This is a genomic window from Salmonella sp. SAL4457 (assembly GCF_046548235.1).
Taxonomy (GTDB): Bacteria; Pseudomonadota; Gammaproteobacteria; order Enterobacterales; family Enterobacteriaceae; genus Salmonella; species Salmonella enterica.
On the sequence record NZ_JBGDZO010000012.1, the window covers coordinates 1 to 19106 of the forward strand.

Genomic DNA, 19106 nt, shown 5'->3' on the forward strand with positions numbered 1-19106 from the left:
GTTCCGTGTCAGTGGTGGCGCATTATAGGGAGTTATTTCTGCCTGACAAGAGGAAATTTAAAATAATTTTCTGAGTGTCTCTTTTTTCATCAATGGCGTGCTTAACGTGCCATAAAATAAGCAAATTGCCGTTATTGCAACTGCAATCACACTTCCAGGTGGCATACTAATAACCAAACGAAAGAGAAAGGAAGAACATTCATGCCTTTAAGCGCACAACAATTAGCCGCACAGAAAAATCTATCCTATGTTCTGGCTGAAAAGCTGGCGCAGCGGATATTAAAGGGTGACTACGCCCCCGGTACGATTCTTCCCGGCGAAATAGAACTGGGCGAGCAGTACGGCGTAAGTCGAACGGCAGTTCGCGAAGCGGTGAAAACGTTGACGGCTAAAGGCATGGTGCTACCCCGTCCGCGCATTGGTACGCGGGTGATGCCGCAGGGAAACTGGAACTTTCTGGATCAAGAGCTACTGACCTGGTGGATGACGGAAGAAAATTTTCATCAGGTGGTAGATCATTTTCTGGTGATGCGTATTAGCCTGGAGCCGCAAGCCTGCCTGCTGGCGGCGACTCTTGGCACACCGGAGCAGAAAGCGCGGCTTAATGCCTTAATGGAAGAGATGGTCGCGCTGAAAAAGCATTTTAAGCGTGAACGCTGGATTGAAGTGGATATGGCGTGGCACGAGCATATCTACGAAATGAGCGCCAATCCCTTTCTAATCTCTTTTGCGACGCTATTTCATTCGGTTTATCACACTTACTTTACCTCAATCACCTATAACGAGGTGGTAAAGCTGGATTTGCACCAGGCCATTGTTGATGCCATCGCTGATGGCGACGGCGAACGCGCTTTCCAGGCCTGCCAGGCGTTGTTAATAGCGCCCAATGAGAGACCAGATAATTAACAGGATATTGAATGACCAGCAAAAAAGCGCGCAGTATGGCTGGCCTGCCGTGGATCGCGGCGATGGCCTTCTTTATGCAGGCGCTAGACGCCACCATTTTGAATACCGCTTTACCGGCTATTGCGCATAGTCTTAACCGTTCACCACTCGCCATGCAGTCCGCTATTATCAGTTATACCCTGACAGTAGCTATGTTAATTCCGGTAAGCGGCTGGTTGGCTGACCGCTTCGGTACGCGTCGCGTCTTTATGGTTGCCGTAAGTCTGTTTACGTTAGGCTCGCTGGCCTGCGCGCTCTCCAGTTCACTATCTGAATTGGTTATTTTTCGCGTCGTACAAGGCGTCGGCGGAGCGATGATGATGCCAGTGGCGCGGCTGGCGTTATTGCGAGCCTATCCGCGTAGTGAGCTGCTGCCCGTTCTTAACTTTGTCACTATGCCGGGGCTGGTAGGTCCGATTCTGGGGCCGGTATTAGGCGGCGTACTGGTGACCTGGGCAAGCTGGCACTGGATCTTCCTGATTAATATTCCCATTGGTGTTGCAGGCATTCTGTATGCCCGCAAATATATGCCCAACTTCACCACGCCGCGTCGCAAGTTTGACATGACCGGCTTCTTTCTTTTTGGGTTAAGTCTGGTTTTATTTTCCAGCGGAATGGAACTGTTTGGCGAAAAGATTGTGGCGACATGGATCGCATCCGCCATTATTTTTTGCAGTATCGTTCTACTATTGGCCTATATCCGCCACGCCCGCCGTCATCCGACACCGTTAATATCACTATCGCTGTTTAAGACACGCACATTTTCCGTTGGCATTGCCGGCAACCTCGCCACGCGTCTGGGGACAGGCTGCGTACCTTTTTTGATGCCGTTAATGCTACAGGTTGGTTTTGGCTACCCGGCTCTGATCGCCGGCTGCATGATGGCGCCGACGGCTTTGGGTTCTATTATCGCGAAATCGACCGTAACGCAGGTTTTACGACGTTTGGGATACCGGAAGACTCTGGTCGGCATTACGGTATTTATCGGTCTGATGATTGCCCAGTTTTCGTTTCAATCTCCCGCCATGCCGATCTGGATGCTCGTACTGCCGCTATTCATTCTTGGAATGGCGATGTCCACTCAATTTACGGCAATGAATACGATTACTCTTGCGGATCTGACAGACGATAACGCCAGCAGCGGCAACAGCGTTCTGGCGGTTACGCAGCAATTGTCTATCAGTTTAGGCGTGGCGATCAGCGCGGCGGTGTTACGTATTTATGAAGGTTTTGCGGGCACCAGTACCGTGGAACAGTTCCACTATACCTTTATCACGATGGGGGCGATCACTATCGTGTCCGCGCTGATGTTTATGCTGCTAAGAGCCAAAGACGGCAACAATCTGATTAAAGAACGGCATAAATCTAAACCGACCCACGCACCGTCAAAACCGGAGTAAGCTGAAGTCGCTGTTGTTGCAAGGCGGGCTGCGCCATCCGATGAATCAACACATCAATAGCCAGCTCGCCCAATTCATCTTTCGGCTGATGGATAGTCGTCAGCGGCGGCGTCATATAGCGCGCCAGCTCAATATCATCATAGCCAATGACTGCCATATCCTGCGGGATACGAAGCCCCGCCTGATATAGCGCCTGATAGGCGCCGACAGCCATCGCATCGTTTCCGGTAAAAACCGCTTGCGGTCGCTGTTGATGGGCGAGTAACGCCTGCATGGCGTCAAAGCCGCCGCCAAATTCAAAATCGCCGGTGATCTCATAGCCTTGCGGAATAGCCAGCCCTGCGCGTTTCATCGCCGCCCGATACCCTTCCAGCCGCAAACGCGCTGGCGTTTTGTCCAGCGGGCCGGTAATACAGGCTATTCGGGTAAATCCTTTATCGATAAGGTGTTGGGTGGCAAGATCACCGCCTAACAACGAATTATCCTGAATGAGATCGCTATCGCCCTCACCATCAAACGGCGACCAGTCCATCATGACGGTAGGAATAGACGGATAACGCTCCATGATTTCACGAGAAGGCTGATGCGTTTCGGTACACAGCAGCAGTAAACCGTCTACCCGTTTTTGCATCAGGGTCTCCAGGTTGCGGTTCATCCGTTGCTCGTCGCCTTCGGTATTGCACAGCACCAGACTATAACCGCGCTCAAAACAGCTTCGCTCAACGCCGCGCACCAGTTCGGAATAAAAAGGGTTGGTACTGGCGGTAATTAGCATACCAATCGTGCGGGTCTGGTTTAACTTGAGGCTTCGCGCCAGCGCAGAAGGCGCATAGTTAAGTGATTTAATCGCCGCTTCAACTTTTTCGGTTATCGTCTCACTCACAAAGCGATCTTTGTTAATAACGTGAGAGACCGTCGATGTAGAGACTCCCGCCAGGCGGGCAACATCTTTCATAGTAGCCAAGCGTTACCCCTGCTGATGTAAAAACGCTTCTATCTCTTCGCGCCACGGAACGGAAGGTTGCGCGCCTTTACGCGTTACGGCAATCGCGGCGGCGGCATGGGCAAAGCGAATCGCTTCCGGCAACGGCGTCTCCTCCAGTATCGCGGTGATAAAGGCGCCGTTAAACGTATCTCCGGCGGCAATGGTATCGACAGCCTCAACGCTAAATCCAGGAACGCGGCGGCCCTCGCCGTCTACGCTGGCCCAGACGCCACGGCTTCCTAAGGTAATTAATACGGTTCGAATGCCTTTATCATGCAAAACCTGCGCAGCTTTCGCGGCATCGTCGTCATTTTCCACACGCACGCCCGTCAGCTTTTCAGCTTCCGTTTCATTTGGCGTGATGATGTCCACCAGCGCCAGCAGTTCATCCGGTAACTCACGGGCAGGCGCCGGGTTAAGCGCAACAGTAGTATGATGTTGATGGGCGATTTTCGCCGCCGCCAGTACGCTTTCCAGCGGCGATTCCAGCTGCATCAGTAACGCATCCGCCTGCGCGATACGTTCACGTTGCGCATCAACCAACGCCGGCGATAACGCGGCATTCGCTCCGGCATGAATACCGATGACGTTCTCGCCTTCGCCGTTAACGAAAATCAGCGCCACCCCGGTAGACTCGCCTTTAATAACGCTAACTGGCGCGATATCAATACGATCGCTGACTAATTGTTTACGAATACTGTCGCCAATATCGTCATCGCCCGTGCAGGCGATAAACGCAATATTTGCCCCGCTACGTCCCGCAGCAACCGCCTGATTCGCGCCTTTCCCGCCAAACGCGACCTGATAATGGCTACCGGTTACCGTTTCACCCGGGGTAGGGAAGGACTCAAGATTAAGGATATGATCGGCATTAATGCTGCCAAGGACGATGAGATTACCTGCGGTTTTCATATTCGGGGTTCCACGTCAAAGTGCGCCACCGGTTAGGGTGGCGCGTGCCCTGCTTTTCTTTTTTTACGTTCACCTCAGCGGAGGCTCGCGTATTTCTGTCGCCATCAGGCCATAGTTGACCCGTGTCGTTTATTACTGCTTGATGACCAGTTTCAGGTCAACCGGATATTTGGCCTGAACTTTTTCGCCTTTCAGCACCTTATCCGCCACTTCAACGCCTTTGGCGCCGATTTGATCCGGTAACTGAGCGATAGTCGCTGCCAGTTTGCCATCTTTTACGGCCTTTTCGCCATCCGGCGTACCGTCAAATCCAACCACCATCACATCTGCTTTACCGGCAGTTTGCAGCGCGCGCAGTGCGCCCAGCGCCATTTCATCGTTCTGGGCGAAGACAGCCTGAACATCCGGATGCGCGGTCAGCAGGTTCTGCATGACGTTCAGACCCTTAGTACGGTCGAAATCGGCAGGCTGGCTGGCCAGGACATTAAATTTGTGAGCGGCTACCGCCTGCTGGAAACCTTCGCCACGCTCACGCGCCGCAGATGTTCCGGCAATGCCTTGCAACTCAATCACTTTGGCGCCTTCGCCAGCTTTTTTCGCGATATAGTCGCCAGCGATCTTACCGCCCAGCACGTTATCAGACGCGATATGGCTGACGACATCACCTTTGGTTGCCTGGCGGTCAAGCGTGATAACCGGAATCTTCGCCTGGTTAGCCATCTTCACCGCGTTACCCACCGCATCGGAGTCAGTCGGGTTGATCAGCAGAATTTTGGTCCCGCGAACGGTTAAATCCTGCACGTTCGCCAGCTCTTTGGCAGGGTTGTTCTGGGAGTCCAGCACCACCAGGTTATAACCCAGTTTATCCGCCTCTTTTTGCGCCCCGTCTTTTAACGACACGAAGAAGGGATTATTGAGGGTAGAGATCACCAGCGCAATGGTGTCTTTCGCCATTGCATTCGCGCTCACGGTGGCGCTCAGCGCAACAGCAGATACCAGGGTAGCTAGTTTTTTCATGTTCATATTTCAGATGTCCTGTAGTCGTTGTTACTGCTTTTTGTTGTCTACCAGTACCGCCAGCAAAATCACCACCGCTTTGACGATCATCTGGTAATAGGAGGAAACACCTAACAAATTCAAACCATTATTAAGGAAGCCGAGAATCAATGCGCCGATCAATGTCCCAACAATGCGTCCTTTACCGCCTGCAAGGCTGGTGCCGCCCAGCACCACGGCGGCAATAGCATCCAGCTCATAGCCGGTACCCGCCGTCGGCTGCGCGGAAGAGAGGCGCGCCACTTCAATGATGCCCGCCAGCGACGCTGTCAGGCCGCAAAGTGAATAGACGATAATTTTCACTTTGCTCACGCTAATGCCAGACAGGCGCGTCGCCGCTTCGTTACCGCCCAGCGCGTAGATATAGCGTCCCAGACGGGTGTGATGCAGCATATACCAGGCGGCGATAAAGACGATAGCCATGATCCAGACCGGCGTAGGAACGCCCAGCGGACGGCCGATACCGAACCAGCCAAACAGATCGGCGTTATCGGTAAAGCCAGTGTTGACCGGGCTACCGTCGGTGTAAACCATCGTCACGCCGCGCAGTAGCAGCATCATCACCAGCGTAGCGATAAACGCCTGTACGCGGCCTTTCGCGACGATAACGCCAGTAACAGCGCCAATCGCGGCGCCCAGCGCCAGCGCGGCGGCAACCGCGACCAGCGCATTCACTTCAACGCCGACGATTGAAGCGGCAACCGCACCGGTGAGCGCCAGCAGGGAACCGACGGACAGATCGATCCCCGATGTCAGAATCACCAACGTCATCCCCACCGCCATAATGGCGTTAACGGAGGTCTGTTGAAGAATATTGAACAGATTATTAACGGTAAAAAAGTTGGGGCTTAACGTCGACACAATCGCGATCAGCACCAGCAGGGCAATGAGCGACTTCTGCTCAAGAAGCCACGCTTTAGTGAAATAACGGCGACCAGAAACAGCCTGGGTTGTCATCTTTTTTACTCCTGATTCACGCGATTAAGCTTGCCCACTGCGGCAGCCATTAACACTTCCTGGGTGGCCTGCTCGCGAGTAAATTCACCGCTGAGATGCCCTTCATGCATGACGATGATGCGATCGCTCATGCCTAATACTTCTGGCATCTCAGATGAGACCAGAATGATGCTCAGGCCGTCGGCCTTAAACTGGTTGATAAGCTGGTAAATCTCTTTCTTAGCGCCGACGTCCACGCCGCGGGTCGGCTCGTCGAGAATGAGCACTTTCGGGCGCGTCATCAACCCGCGGGCAATCGCCACTTTTTGCTGATTACCGCCAGAAAGCAGGCCTATCGCCTGTTCCATTGACGGCGTCTTGACGTTGAACAGACGGATAAAATCCCCCACCGCCTGCTGCTCATCTTTGTGTTTCAGGCTTCCGCCAGCGCGGCTGAAATAATCCAGCGCAGTCAGCGACATATTCTCTTTAACTGACATGCCGAGCACCAGTCCATCGCGCTTACGGTCTTCAGAGATATAAACGATGCCATTGGCCAGCCCGTCCTGCGGAGAACGCGTCACCACTTCGTGTCCATCGAGCGTCACATAACCGCTGGTTCGCGGCATCGCGCCGTACAATACTTTCATCAGCTCGGTGCGACCGGCGCCCATCAGGCCGGAGATGCCAAGAATCTCGCCTTTTCGCAGCACAAAAGAGACATCATTCACGCCCGGTCCGCACAGATTATCGACCTTCAGGCGAATCTCACCCGGCGCGTTATCCAGATGCGGGTACTGATCTTCCAGCTTACGTCCCACCATCATTTCGATAAGAGAATCTTCGGTCAACGTGGCCACTTCACGCTCGGCGATAAATTGCCCATCGCGGAAGACCGTCACGTCATCGCAAATTTCGAAAATCTCTTTCATACGGTGGGAGATATAGACAATGCCGCGCCCCTGCGATTTTAATTCGCGGATAACGCGGAACAGAGATTCGGTTTCAGTGTCGGTCAGCGCATCGGTCGGTTCATCCATAATGATGACTTTGGATTCGAAGCTCAGCACTTTGGCGATTTCCACCATTTGCTGATCGCCGATAGAGAGTTCGCCCACCAGCTTATCGCTCTTAAAGCGCAGATTGAGTTTGGCTAAGAGATGGTCGGCTTCGGCATACATCTTTTTCCAGTCGATTTTGCCAAAGCGATTCACAAATTCACGGCCCAGGAAGATATTTTCCGCAATGGTCAACTGCGGAATCAGGTTCAGTTCCTGATGAATAATGCCGATCCCGGCTTCCTGAGACGATTTAGGCCCATTAAAGGTGGTCTCTTTACCCAGCCATAACAACGATCCCGCATCTCGCGTATAGATGCCGGTTAATACTTTCATCATGGTGGATTTTCCGGCGCCGTTTTCCCCCACCAGCGCCATAACGCGGCCAGGATAAACGTTTAACGCGGCGCCGGAGAGAGCCTTCACGCCGGGGAACGCTTTATCGATCCCTTTGAGTTGCAGTAATGCGTCCATAGCGGCCTCAGAACGTGACGCCAGCGCAAAGAATGACGTTCGCATACGGGGAACACTCCCCGCTGCGAATCACCGCCTGACTGTCTGCAGTCAATTTTTTGAATTGTTCGTGTGTCGTATAACTAATTTTTATGGTGTTTCCCTGGTGTTGCTGCAGTTGCTCAAGGTGAGTGAGCAACGTTTCGTGGAGCTGCGGATTCTGTTGTTTGATTTCCGTTGCAAGAATCGCCGCCTCAACCTGCATTTCCCGGGTCACGACATCCACCACCTGCATAAAAGAAGGTACGCCCTGGGTTAGTGCCATATCGATACGCGCAGTGCTATTCGGGATGGGTAAACCCGCATCACAGACCACCAGAGTATCAGTATGCCCCAGACGGGAAATGACCGACGAGATTTCAGAGTTGAGTACGGTGCCTTTCTTCATTTTTCTGCTCCACTAGCGAAACGTTTCGCTGGCCGCAGTGTAACCCTGGATGTGTTCATAAAACCATCATGACGTAACAGAATTGTGATCGCCGTCGAAACGTTTCGCTAGCGGAAATCAGGTGAAGATAATCGCCTGATGGCGATTATCTTGTGGGAATCTACGGATTGGTCAGGCCGGGTAAGCCAACGCGGCCCCCGGCATGTTGATGGGAGGTTAAATCTCGACCTGCGTACCTAACTCAATCACGCGGTTAGGCGGGATCTCGAACTGATCCGGCGCGCGCAGGGCGTTGCGTTGCAACAACAAATACAGCTTGCCACGCAGACGCAAATACCACGGGCGTTTGCCGACAATCAACGACTCGTGCGACATAAAGAACGACGTTTCCATCATCCGACAGCTAAGCCCTTCCAGACCGCAGCGGTGGAACACCTCTTCAACGTTTGGCGTTTCGCGCCAGCCGTAGCTGGCCACCACGCGCCAGAATGTCGGAGACAACTGCTCAATCTGCACCCGGCGAACGTTATGCACATAAGGCGCATCTTCCGTACGCAACGTCAGTAAGATTACGCGCTCATGCAACACTTTGTTGTGCTTCAGGTTATGCAATAAAGCAAAAGGGATCACACTGAGCGCGCGCGACATGTATACGGCAGTACCCGGCACCCGAACCGGCGGTGACTTCTCCAGTGAGGCAATCATCGCTTCCAACGAATTACCGTGTTCATGCATACGACGCAACAGACGGAAACGCTCGCTCTTCCAGGTGGTCATGATCGTGAACATGATCAGGCCCAGGCTCAGCGGCAGCCAACCACCGGACAACAATTTATCGAGGTTAGCCGAGAACAGCGGGATATCCACGCACAGGAATGCGATGAGGATCAGCGCGACAAAATATTTGTTCCAGTGCCAGTTCTTACGCGCCACGGTCGTAGAAAGAATAGACGTCAGCACCATCGTGCCGGTCACGGCGATACCATAGGCCGCCGCCAGGTTGCTGGAGTGCTCAAAGCTAACAATAACAACCACGACCGCGAAATAAAGCAGCCAGTTAACGAAAGGGATGTAGATCTGACCGGACTCCATCTCGGAGGTATGGATAATGCGCATTGGCGACAAATAGCCAAGACGCACAGCCTGACGCGTCAGCGAAAAGACACCAGAAATAACCGCCTGGGAGGCGATCACCGTCGCCAGCGCGGCCAGAATCAGCAGCGGAATTAACGCCCAGTCCGGCGCCAACAGGAAAAAGGGGTTTTTAATCGCTTCCGGATGTTTAAGTAGCAATGCGCCCTGACCAAAGTAGTTCAGTACTAACGACGGCAATACCACGGTAAACCACGCCAGGCGAATCGGGAACTTACCGAAGTGTCCCATATCGGCGTACAACGCCTCTACGCCGGTAATCGACAGCACCACCGCGCCCAATGCAATAAATGATACGGTTTTATATTCAAGGAAAAAACGTACCGCCCAGACAGGATTCAGCGCATGTAACACTTCGGGATTGGCGATAATACTGCGCAGGCCAAGTACCGCCAGGATTAAAAACCAGGTCAGCATAATCGGCGCAAAGAGTTTTCCTACCATTCCCGTACCGTGCTTCTGAATCATAAACAACAGAGTCAGCACAATAATGGAGAGCGGGACAATCCAGGTATCCAGCTGCGGCGCGACAATCTCCAGGCCTTCAATCGCCGACATCACCGAAATCGCCGGCGTAATCACCACTTCGCCATAGAAAAAGCTGCCGCCTATCAGTCCCATGATAACTAACATGGATGTGGTGCGCGCCGAGGTATTACGCCCGGCAAGCGACATCAGCGTCAAAATTCCACCTTCACCCGCGTTATCGGCGCGCATCACGAAGGTGAGATATTTGATGGAAACCACAAAGATGAGTAGCCAGAAGATCAGCGACAGAAAACCAAACACGGCATCTCGTTCAACGCCAAAACCAAACTGACCGGACAAACATTCACGAAGCGTATAAAGCGGGCTGGTACCAATATCACCGTAGACAACCCCAATAGCTGCGAGGGTAATCGCAGGCAACGATTGCTTATTATCAGTGCTCATAGACTCATCTTTCGTTTATACACGTCACCCTTCACCCTACCTCCTTGTCGGCTGCATTCGCTTACCCCAGTCACACGTTTAAGTCAGTGCCAGGGGATTCACTCCTTTGCCGCCTTGATGTAGTTTGAATGAATGAGTGTATAGATATGAAATGTGTGCTTAGTCCCTTGGCCCACAAAAAAGCGCACAGTATGCACGATTAATCATAAAATCGTACCCCTAAATGAAGCCAGATTAACCTGGCTCAAAGAAAAATAAACAGCGCGTCAGACGATTACAGCCCCGGTGGTGAAACGTCTATACTCGCAATTAGCATGATCCATTTGTCGAAAGGACGCCTCTTTATTATGGCTCACCCACATTTATTAGCGGAAAGAATTTCCCGTCTGAGCAGCGCCCTTGAGAAGGGGCTGTATGAACGTAGTCATGCCATACGCCTTTGCCTACTGGCGGCGTTAAGCGGTGAGAGCGTCTTTTTGTTGGGCCCGCCCGGTATCGCCAAGAGTCTGATTGCCCGCCGCCTGAAGTTTGCTTTCCAGCGCGCCCGCGCTTTTGAATATCTGATGACACGCTTTTCCACGCCGGAAGAGGTTTTTGGCCCGCTCTCTATTCAGGCGCTGAAAGATGAAGGTCGCTATGAACGCTTAACGACCGGCTACCTTCCCGAAGCCGAAATCGTTTTTCTGGATGAAATCTGGAAAGCCGGGCCAGCTATCCTGAACACATTGCTGACCGCCATTAACGAACGCCATTTCCGCAACGGCGCATTTGAGGAAAAAATTCCGATGCGGCTGCTGGTGGCGGCCTCTAACGAACTGCCCGAAGCGGACAGCAGCCTGGAAGCGTTGTACGACCGAATGTTGATTCGCCTGTGGCTGGATAAAGTTCAGGATAAAGCCAATTTCCGCTCCATGCTGGTCAGTCAGCAGGATGAAAGTGATAACCCGGTACCTGCCTCGTTACAGGTTAGCGACGAAGAATATCAACAGTGGCAAAAGGATATCGGCGCGATTTCACTCCCTGATCCGGTCTTTGAGCTGATATTTACTCTGCGCCAACAGCTGGATAATTTGCCGAATGCGCCTTATGTCTCCGACCGTCGCTGGAAGAAAGCCATCCGCCTGTTACAGGCCAGCGCCTTCTTTAGCGGACGCGACGCGGTTGCGCCGATTGACCTTATCCTGCTAAAAGATTGCTTGTGGTATGACGCGCAGAGTCTGAATCTCATGCAACAGCAACTGGAAATATTGATGACCGGACACGCCTGGCAGCAGCAGGCCATGCTGACTCGCCTCGGCGGTATCGTCCAGCGTCGCCTCCAGTTGCAGCAACAGCAAAGCGATAAAACCGCCTTCACCGTCATTAAAGAAGGCGGTATGTTCAGCCGCCGCCCGCATTACACTTTACCGCCGGAAGCCAGTGCATCAACGTTGACGTTATTGCTACAAAAACCGCTAAAACTGCATGATATGGAAGTGATCCATATTACTTTTGACCACAGCGCGCTGGAACTTTGGCTGACCAAAGGCGGCGAGATCCGCGGCAAACTGAACGGGATCGGCTTTGCCCAAACGCTGAATATGGAAGTCGATAACGCTCAACATCTGGTGGTGCGCGACATCAGTCTACAAGGTACCCGTCTGGCGTTACCGGGAGCGGCTGAAGACAGTATGCCTGCGGAGATCAAACAGCAGCTGGAAACGTTAGAAAACGACTGGCGCCAACAGCATACCCGCTTCAGCGAGCAGCAACATTGCCTGTTTATTCACAGCGACTGGTTAGGGCGCATTGAGGCCAGCCTGCAGGATGTAGGAGAACAGATCCGCCAGGCGCAACAATGCTGACGCTGGATACGCTAAATACCATGCTGGCCGTCAGCGAAGAGGGAATGGTCGAAGAGATGATCCTCGCGCTACTGGCTTCCCCACAGCTGGTCATTTTCTTTGAAAAGTTTCCGCGTTTAAAAAACGCCGTGACCGCCGATCTCCCGCGCTGGCGGGAAGCGCTACGCAGCCGTCTTAAAGACGCACGCGTTCCGCCGGAACTCACGGAAGAGGTCATGTGTTATCAGCAAAGCCAACTTCTCTCTACCCCACAGTTCATCGTGCAACTGCCGCAAATACTGGCGTTGCTTCACCGCCTGCATTCACCGTATGCCGCGCAGGCGAAGCAGTTGACGGAGAGCAACAGTACCTTTACCCCTGCGCTACACACGCTTTTTTTGCAACGCTGGCGGTTAAGTCTGGTCGTGCAGGCCACCACGTTAAATCAGCAACTACTGGAAGAAGAGCGCGAGCAGTTGCTGAGTGACGTTCAGGAACGGATGACGCTGAGCGGGCAACTGGAACCGACGCTGGCGGAAAATGATAATGCCGCAGGCCGCCTCTGGGATATGAGCGCGGGCCAGCTTAAACGTGGTGATTATCAACTGATCGTAAAATACGGCGAATTTCTCGCCGCCCAGCCGGAGCTAATGCAACTGGCGGAACAACTGGGACGTTCGCGGGAAGCCAAATCGGTACCGAAAAAAGACGCGCCGATGGAAACCTTTCGTACACTGGTACGCGAACCCGCAACGGTGCCGGAGCAGGTTGACGGTATTCAGCAAGGCGATGATATTCTGCGCCTGTTGCCGCCAGAGCTGGCGACGCTCGGCATCACCGAGCTGGAATATGAATTTTACCGCCGGTTAGTGGAAAAACAGCTCCTCACCTATCGCCTGCATGGCGAAGCGTGGCGTGAGAAAGTGACCGAACGGCCGGTAGTACACCAGGATGTCGACGAGCAGCCGCGCGGACCGTTTATTGTCTGCGTCGATACTTCAGGCTCGATGGGAGGATTTAACGAGCAGTGCGCAAAAGCGTTCTGCCTGGCGTTGATGCGCGTTGCGCTGGCGGATAACCGCCGCTGCTTTATTATGCTGTTTTCCACTGACGTTGTGCGTTATGAACTCTCCGGCCCGGAAGGTATTGAGCAGGCCATCCGCTTTTTAAGTCAACGTTTTCGCGGCGGCACGGATATCGCCAGCTGTTTTCGCGCCATTATTGAAAGAATGCAGGGACGGGAATGGTTTGATGCCGATGCGGTGGTCATTTCGGATTTTATCGCCCAGCGCTTGCCGGATGACGTGGTGAGCAAAGTGGGAGAGTTGCAGCGTCTTCACCAGCATCGATTCCATGCGGTGGCGATGTCGGCGCACGGCAAACCCGGCATCATGCGCATTTTCGATCATATCTGGCGCTTTGACACCGGGATGCGAAGCCGCCTGCTGAGACGCTGGCGGCGCTAACGGCTTATAAAATAGCAGGAATGCTTTCGCGAACCTGCGCGGGCCATACGCCGCACTGTACCTGACCAATATGCGGCAATTGCAGCAGCAACATCGTCAGACGCGACTGCCCAATCCCGCCGCCGATGGTCTGCGGCATTTCGCCGCGCAGCAGCGCCTGATGCCACTCCAGTTGCAGACGATCTTCATCACCGGTCAACGCCAGCTGGCGCATCAGCGTATCGGCATCTACGCGAATACCCATAGAGGAAAGCTCAAACGCATCTTCCAGCACCGGGTTCCACACCAGGATATCGCCGTTCAGACCGGCGTAGCCCAGCTCAGATGCGGAGCTCCAGTCATCATAATCCGGCGCGCGTACATCATGGCGGTGGCCATCGCTCAGTTTACCGCCGATCCCCACCAGGAAAACGGCGCCAAGTTCTTTGGCGATCGCGCGTTCGCGCCCTTTCGCATCCAGATCCGGGAAACGCGCCAGCAGTTCCTGACTGTGAACAAACTGAATTTGCTCTGGCAGGAACGGCGCCAGACCAAACTGTTTATGCACTTCTGCTTCCGTCGCCTTAATTCCTGCCCATATAGCCTCTACTGTGCTTTTCAGGGTGGAAAATTGGCGCTCGCCATCGCCCATGACACGCTCCCAGTCCCACTGATCCACATAGACCGAGTGGAGCGGAGAGAGTCGGTCTTCATCGGGGCGAAGGGCTTTCATGTGCGTGTACAGCCCTTCGCCCGCGCTGAAGTCATGTTGCCCCAGGGTTTGACGTTTCCACTTCGCCAGTGAATGCACCACTTCGAACTGGGCATCAGGCAATGCTTTCACTTTTACCTGCACCGCTTTTTCACAGCCGGACAAATTATCCTGCGTACCATCCCCTACGCGACTCAGGATCGGCGCCTGGACCTCAATCAGACCCAGACGCTCCTCCAGCTGGCGAGAGAAATGTGATTTCACGAAGCTAATTTGACGTTGTTTGGCAATGTAAGCGGTTTTCATTTTTTTACTCCTGCGTCCTGTTGCCTATGATTAAGCAACAAAACGAGAGCACTATTCAATAATCAACAGATAAAAAGCTAACTTCGATTTTGATTCGTTAAAAATAATGGCTAAAATAGAGATAATCATTAATCTGCATAAGAAAAAGCGATGGAAAATTATCAGATCGACAATCTGGACCGCGGCATACTTGACGCCTTAATGGAAAATGCCCGCACCGCCTACGCCGAACTGGCCAAACAATTTGGCGTTAGCCCTGGAACCATTCACGTTCGCGTCGAGAAAATGAAGCAGGCCGGGATCATTACGGGCGCACGGATTGACGTCAGCCCTAAACAGCTGGGCTACGATGTGGGCTGCTTTATTGGCATCATTCTCAAAAGCGCCAAAGACTATCCCTCCGCACTGGCCCGGCTGGAAAGCCTGGATGAAGTGACGGAAGCGTATTACACCACCGGTCACTACAGCATCTTTATAAAAGTGATGTGCAAATCAATCGACGCGCTTCAGCACGTACTTATCAACAAGATCCAAACAATTGATGAAATTCAGTCCACTGAGACACTGATCGTCTTGCAGAACCCGATCATGCGCACCATCAAGCCATGATCGGCTTTTTTAATCCCACATTTTTCCACAGGTAGATCCCAGCTCGTTCACAGAGTACAATGCAGCCTCTTTACCTGAGCGAGCGATCAATGGCAGACATTACTCTTATCAGCGGCAGCACCCTGGGCGGCGCCGAATACGTCGCGGAACATCTGGCGGAAAAGCTGGAAGCTGCCGGTTTTTCAACCGAAACGGTGCACGGTCCGTTATTAAAGGATCTGTCAACTTCCGGGATCTGGCTGATAATCAGCTCAACGCACGGCGCCGGAGACATTCCGGACAACCTGACCCCTTTCTATGAAGACCTTCAGACGCAGAAACCCGATCTTTCCGCGGTACGTTTCGGCGCAATTGGCATTGGCAGTCGAGAATACGACACGTTTTGCGGCGCGATTGAGAAAATAGAAGCGGAACTGAAAGACGCTGGCGCAAAACAGGTTGGGGAAACACTGAAGATCAACATCCTTGAACATGAGATTCCGGAAGATCCAGCGGAGATTTGGCTCGGATCCTGGATTAATTTACTCAAATAAGTGTAAAGATCGTGCGATCTATTGTGGATAAATCTGGTGGAAAGCTTGGATCAACCGGTAGTTATCCAAAGAATAACCGTTGTTCACTTTTTGAGTTGTGTATAAGTACCCGTTTTGATCCCAGCTTATACGGGCCACGATCACCGATCATTCACAGCTAGTGATCCTTTCCAACGCATTGATCTTTATTACAGGATCCGGGTTATCCACAGCCTAGAGCGATCCTAATAAGAGATCACAATAGAACAGATCTCTAAATAAAAAGATCTTCTTTTTAATAGCCCGGATCCCGGGGCTTTCTCCATCGGCTAAAGTTGAGTAGAATCCACCGCCCGGGCTTCAATCCATTTTCACACCGCGTTATGCGAGGCAATTACCATGTTTTATCAGGATCCTTTTGACGTCATTATTATTGGCGGGGGTCATGCAGGCACTGAGGCCGCGATGGCCGCAGCGCGTATGGGTCAACAGACTCTGCTTTTGACACACAATATTGACACGTTGGGACAGATGAGCTGCAACCCGGCGATCGGCGGTATTGGCAAGGGACATCTGGTAAAAGAGGTGGATGCGCTCGGTGGTCTGATGGCGAAAGCGATCGATCAGGCAGGTATTCAGTTTAGGATACTAAACGCCAGCAAAGGTCCGGCCGTTCGCGCTACCCGGGCTCAGGCGGATCGAGTCTTATACCGCCAGGCGGTGCGTACCGCGCTGGAGAATCAGCCGAATCTGATGATCTTCCAGCAAGCTGTTGAAGATCTGATTGTCGAAAACGATCGCGTTGTCGGCGCCGTGACCCAAATGGGGCTCAAATTCCGCGCGAAAGCGGTGGTACTGACCGTCGGAACCTTCCTGGATGGCAAAATTCATATTGGTCTGGATAACTACAGCGGCGGTCGTGCTGGCGATCCGCCATCCATCCCGCTGTCTCGCCGTCTGCGTGAGCTTCCGCTACGCGTCAGCCGCCTGAAAACCGGCACACCGCCGCGTATTGATGCGCGTACTATCGATTTCAGCGTGTTGGCTCAACAGCATGGCGATAACCCGATGCCGGTTTTCTCGTTTATGGGGAATGCTTCTCAGCATCCGCAACAGGTGCCGTGTTACATCACGCATACCAATGAGAAAACCCATGACGTGATTCGTAATAACCTCGATCGTAGCCCAATGTACGCTGGCGTGATCGAAGGGATCGGCCCACGCTACTGTCCTTCGATCGAAGACAAGGTGATGCGTTTTGCCGATCGTAACCAGCATCAGATCTTCCTTGAGCCGGAAGGACTGACCTCTAACGAGATTTACCCTAACGGTATCTCCACCAGCCTGCCGTTTGACGTGCAGATGCAGATTGTCCGTTCCATGCAGGGCATGGAGAACGCGAAGATCGTTCGTCCTGGTTACGCGATTGAGTACGATTTCTTCGACCCGCGCGATCTGAAACCGACTCTGGAAAGTAAATTTATTCACGGCCTGTTCTTTGCTGGTCAAATCAACGGTACTACCGGCTATGAAGAGGCTGCGGCGCAGGGCTTGCTCGCTGGTCTGAATGCCGCGCGTCTTTCCGCCGACAAAGAGGGCTGGGCGCCTGCGCGTTCTCAGGCTTATCTCGGCGTGCTGGTGGACGATCTCTGTACGCTGGGCACCAAAGAGCCGTATCGCATGTTTACCTCCCGCGCCGAATATCGCCTGATGCTGCGTGAGGACAACGCCGATCTGCGTTTGACCGAAATGGGCCGCGAGCTGGGTCTGGTGGATGATGAACGCTGGGCGCGCTTCAACGAGAAGCTGGAAAGTATCGAACGCGAACGTCAGCGGCTGAAATCGACATGGGTAACGCCGTCTGCGGAATCCGCCGATGAAGTGAATGCGCATTTGACCACGCCTCTCTCCCGTGAGGCCAGCGGCGAAGATCTGTTGCGTCGTCCGGAAATGACCTACGCGCAGCTCACTTCGCTTGCCGCATTCGCGCCTGCGCTTGAAGATGAGCAAGCCGCTGAGCAGGTGGAAATCCAGGTCAAATACGAAGGCTATATCGCTCGCCAGCAGGATGAGATTGAAAAACAACTACGTAACGAGAATACGTTGCTACCTGCCACGCTGGATTATCGTCAGGTTTCCGGTCTGTCGAACGAAGTTATCGCCAAGCTGAACGATCATAAACCGGCGTCTATCGGCCAGGCATCGCGTATCTCCGGCGTTACGCCAGCGGCAATCTCCATTCTGCTGGTATGGCTGAAAAAACAAGGTATGCTGCGTCGTAGCGCTTGATAACACTAATTTGGCGGGGGCGCTTCGCTTGCCCGCCCTACAAATTTGTAGGCCCGATAAGCGAAAGCGCATCGGGCATTTGATTATTAACAGGTAATGACCGTGCTCAACAAACTCTCTCGTCTGCTGGCTGATGCCGGTATTTCTCTTACCGATCACCAGAAAACGCTGCTGGTCGCCTACGTTGATATGCTGCACAAATGGAACAAAGCATACAACCTGACGTCAGTGCGGGATCCCAACGAAATGTTGGTACGCCATATTCTCGACAGCATAGTCGTTGCGCCGTATCTTCAGGGACAGCGTTTTATCGACGTAGGAACAGGACCGGGGCTGCCGGGCATCCCGCTGGCTATTGTTCTCCCTGACGCGTATTTCACCTTACTCGACAGCCTGGGCAAGCGGGTACGTTTTCTGCGTCAGGTCCAGCACGAACTGAAACTGGAAAACATCACGCCGGTTCAAAGCCGCGTTGAAGCCTATCCCTCCGAACCGCCGTTTGATGGCGTTATCAGCCGCGCTTTCGCATCGTTGAATGATATGGTGAGCTGGTGTCACCATCTGCCGGGAGAGAAAGGGCGTTTTTATGCCTTAAAAGGGCAATTGCCAGGGGATGAAATTGCCTCACTACCTGACAATTTTAGCGTCGAATCTGTTGAAAAATTACGCGTTCCGCAACTGGAAGGCGAGCGGCATCTGGTGATTATTAAGTCAAACAAAGTTTAATTTTTATCAAAAAAAATAGAAAAAAAACGACGCGGCTTGTGTTAAAAATCGACAGGTATAACGCATTTCAGCGTTGTTACATTTAACTCTGGATTTACGGTTTCGTTTCAACATGACAACGTCGCTTCTTTTGTTAAAACAGAGAGTAATCAACTTTGTAAATATCAGTCTGCTAAAAATCGAATCGAAAAATCACTTTTGCTTGTTAAATTTTTATTATAAATGTCAATGGGGCGTTTTTAAGGTGTAAGCTGGTATTTTTAAAACAGTACCTGGTTTTACGCTTAAATATCAAAAAGATGAAAAGGCATGAATTGACACGTAAATGAATTGCGTAAGCATGAATATGTTTAATGTGTGATCTGGTGCACGCTTTATCGCCAGTGTTTTCGCGCTATTTGCAGTT

The 19106-nt window shown here is 52.6% G+C and carries 16 protein-coding genes; 8 read left to right on the forward strand and 8 right to left on the reverse strand.

What is annotated here, in order from left to right:
- Nucleotides 1–201: 201 nt before the first annotated feature.
- Together ACLJNW_RS22105 and mdtD are read left to right on the forward strand one after the other, a co-directional pair.
- Complete coding sequence (locus ACLJNW_RS22105) at nucleotides 202–906, forward strand: FadR/GntR family transcriptional regulator (RefSeq protein WP_001131144.1); 705 nt, start codon at nucleotides 202–204, stop codon at nucleotides 904–906.
- A gap of 11 nt (nucleotides 907–917) precedes the next feature.
- Nucleotides 918–2345 carry a multidrug transporter subunit MdtD gene (gene mdtD, locus ACLJNW_RS22110; RefSeq protein ID WP_000202071.1) on the forward strand — a complete coding sequence of 476 codons (1428 nt, stop codon included), beginning with the start codon at nucleotides 918–920 and terminating at the stop codon, nucleotides 2343–2345.
- Here mdtD and rbsR read toward each other — a convergent pair.
- From rbsR to kup, 7 genes are all read right to left on the reverse strand, one after another.
- On the reverse strand, nucleotides 2311–3309 hold the full coding sequence (gene rbsR, locus ACLJNW_RS22115; RefSeq protein WP_000224487.1) for a ribose operon transcriptional repressor RbsR: 999 nt from the start codon (nucleotides 3307–3309) through the stop codon (nucleotides 2311–2313). The two genes, mdtD and rbsR, sit on opposite strands and share 35 nt — an antisense overlap.
- Nucleotides 3310–3312: 3 nt before the next feature.
- Nucleotides 3313–4242, reverse strand: a complete 930-nt coding sequence (gene rbsK / locus ACLJNW_RS22120; RefSeq protein ID WP_000844728.1) for a ribokinase — start codon at nucleotides 4240–4242, stop codon at nucleotides 3313–3315.
- A gap of 132 nt (nucleotides 4243–4374) precedes the next feature.
- Entirely contained in the window at nucleotides 4375–5265 is an 891-nt protein-coding gene (gene rbsB, locus ACLJNW_RS22125) for a ribose ABC transporter substrate-binding protein RbsB (protein ID WP_001056260.1), read from the reverse strand.
- A 24-nt stretch (nucleotides 5266–5289) separates the two neighbouring features.
- Complete coding sequence (gene rbsC, locus ACLJNW_RS22130) at nucleotides 5290–6255, reverse strand: ribose ABC transporter permease (RefSeq protein WP_000211345.1); 966 nt, start codon at nucleotides 6253–6255, stop codon at nucleotides 5290–5292.
- A gap of 5 nt (nucleotides 6256–6260) precedes the next feature.
- Nucleotides 6261–7766 carry a ribose ABC transporter ATP-binding protein RbsA gene (gene rbsA, locus ACLJNW_RS22135; RefSeq protein ID WP_000339361.1) on the reverse strand — a complete coding sequence of 502 codons (1506 nt, stop codon included), beginning with the start codon at nucleotides 7764–7766 and terminating at the stop codon, nucleotides 6261–6263.
- A gap of 7 nt (nucleotides 7767–7773) precedes the next feature.
- Complete coding sequence (rbsD, locus tag ACLJNW_RS22140) at nucleotides 7774–8193, reverse strand: D-ribose pyranase (RefSeq protein WP_000715944.1); 420 nt, start codon at nucleotides 8191–8193, stop codon at nucleotides 7774–7776.
- 216 nt (nucleotides 8194–8409) lie between these two features.
- Nucleotides 8410–10278 (reverse strand): low affinity potassium transporter Kup, encoded by a 1869-nt coding sequence (kup, locus tag ACLJNW_RS22145; protein WP_000102338.1) that lies wholly within the window; start codon nucleotides 10276–10278, stop codon nucleotides 8410–8412.
- A gap of 347 nt (nucleotides 10279–10625) precedes the next feature.
- On the opposite strand from kup, the gene ravA reads away from it, so the two are divergent.
- Both ravA and viaA read left to right on the forward strand, forming a co-directional pair.
- Nucleotides 10626–12122, forward strand: coding sequence for an ATPase RavA (gene ravA, locus ACLJNW_RS22150; protein ID WP_023204670.1), 1497 nt, complete (start codon nucleotides 10626–10628; stop codon nucleotides 12120–12122).
- Nucleotides 12116–13567: an ATPase RavA stimulator ViaA gene (gene viaA, locus ACLJNW_RS22155; RefSeq protein WP_000956588.1), complete on the forward strand. Its 1452-nt coding sequence runs from the start codon at nucleotides 12116–12118 to the stop codon at nucleotides 13565–13567. The genes ravA and viaA overlap by 7 nt, the downstream gene beginning before the upstream one ends.
- Before the next feature lie 4 nt (nucleotides 13568–13571).
- Here the strand turns inward: viaA and asnA are convergent, their stop codons facing one another.
- Nucleotides 13572–14564, reverse strand: a complete 993-nt coding sequence (gene asnA, locus ACLJNW_RS22160) for an aspartate--ammonia ligase (protein WP_000845121.1) — start codon at nucleotides 14562–14564, stop codon at nucleotides 13572–13574.
- 150 nt (nucleotides 14565–14714) lie between these two features.
- On the opposite strand from asnA, the gene asnC reads away from it, so the two are divergent.
- From asnC to rsmG, 4 genes are all read left to right on the forward strand, one after another.
- On the forward strand, nucleotides 14715–15173 hold the full coding sequence (gene asnC / locus ACLJNW_RS22165; RefSeq protein ID WP_000433016.1) for a transcriptional regulator AsnC: 459 nt from the start codon (nucleotides 14715–14717) through the stop codon (nucleotides 15171–15173).
- A gap of 89 nt (nucleotides 15174–15262) precedes the next feature.
- Complete coding sequence (gene mioC / locus ACLJNW_RS22170) at nucleotides 15263–15706, forward strand: FMN-binding protein MioC (protein ID WP_023204420.1); 444 nt, start codon at nucleotides 15263–15265, stop codon at nucleotides 15704–15706.
- A 378-nt stretch (nucleotides 15707–16084) separates the two neighbouring features.
- Nucleotides 16085–17974 carry a tRNA uridine-5-carboxymethylaminomethyl(34) synthesis enzyme MnmG gene (gene mnmG / locus ACLJNW_RS22175; RefSeq protein WP_000499875.1) on the forward strand — a complete coding sequence of 630 codons (1890 nt, stop codon included), beginning with the start codon at nucleotides 16085–16087 and terminating at the stop codon, nucleotides 17972–17974.
- 102 nt (nucleotides 17975–18076) lie between these two features.
- Nucleotides 18077–18700, forward strand: a complete 624-nt coding sequence (gene rsmG / locus ACLJNW_RS22180) for a 16S rRNA (guanine(527)-N(7))-methyltransferase RsmG (protein WP_023204421.1) — start codon at nucleotides 18077–18079, stop codon at nucleotides 18698–18700.
- The last annotated feature ends 406 nt before the right edge of the window (nucleotides 18701–19106 follow it).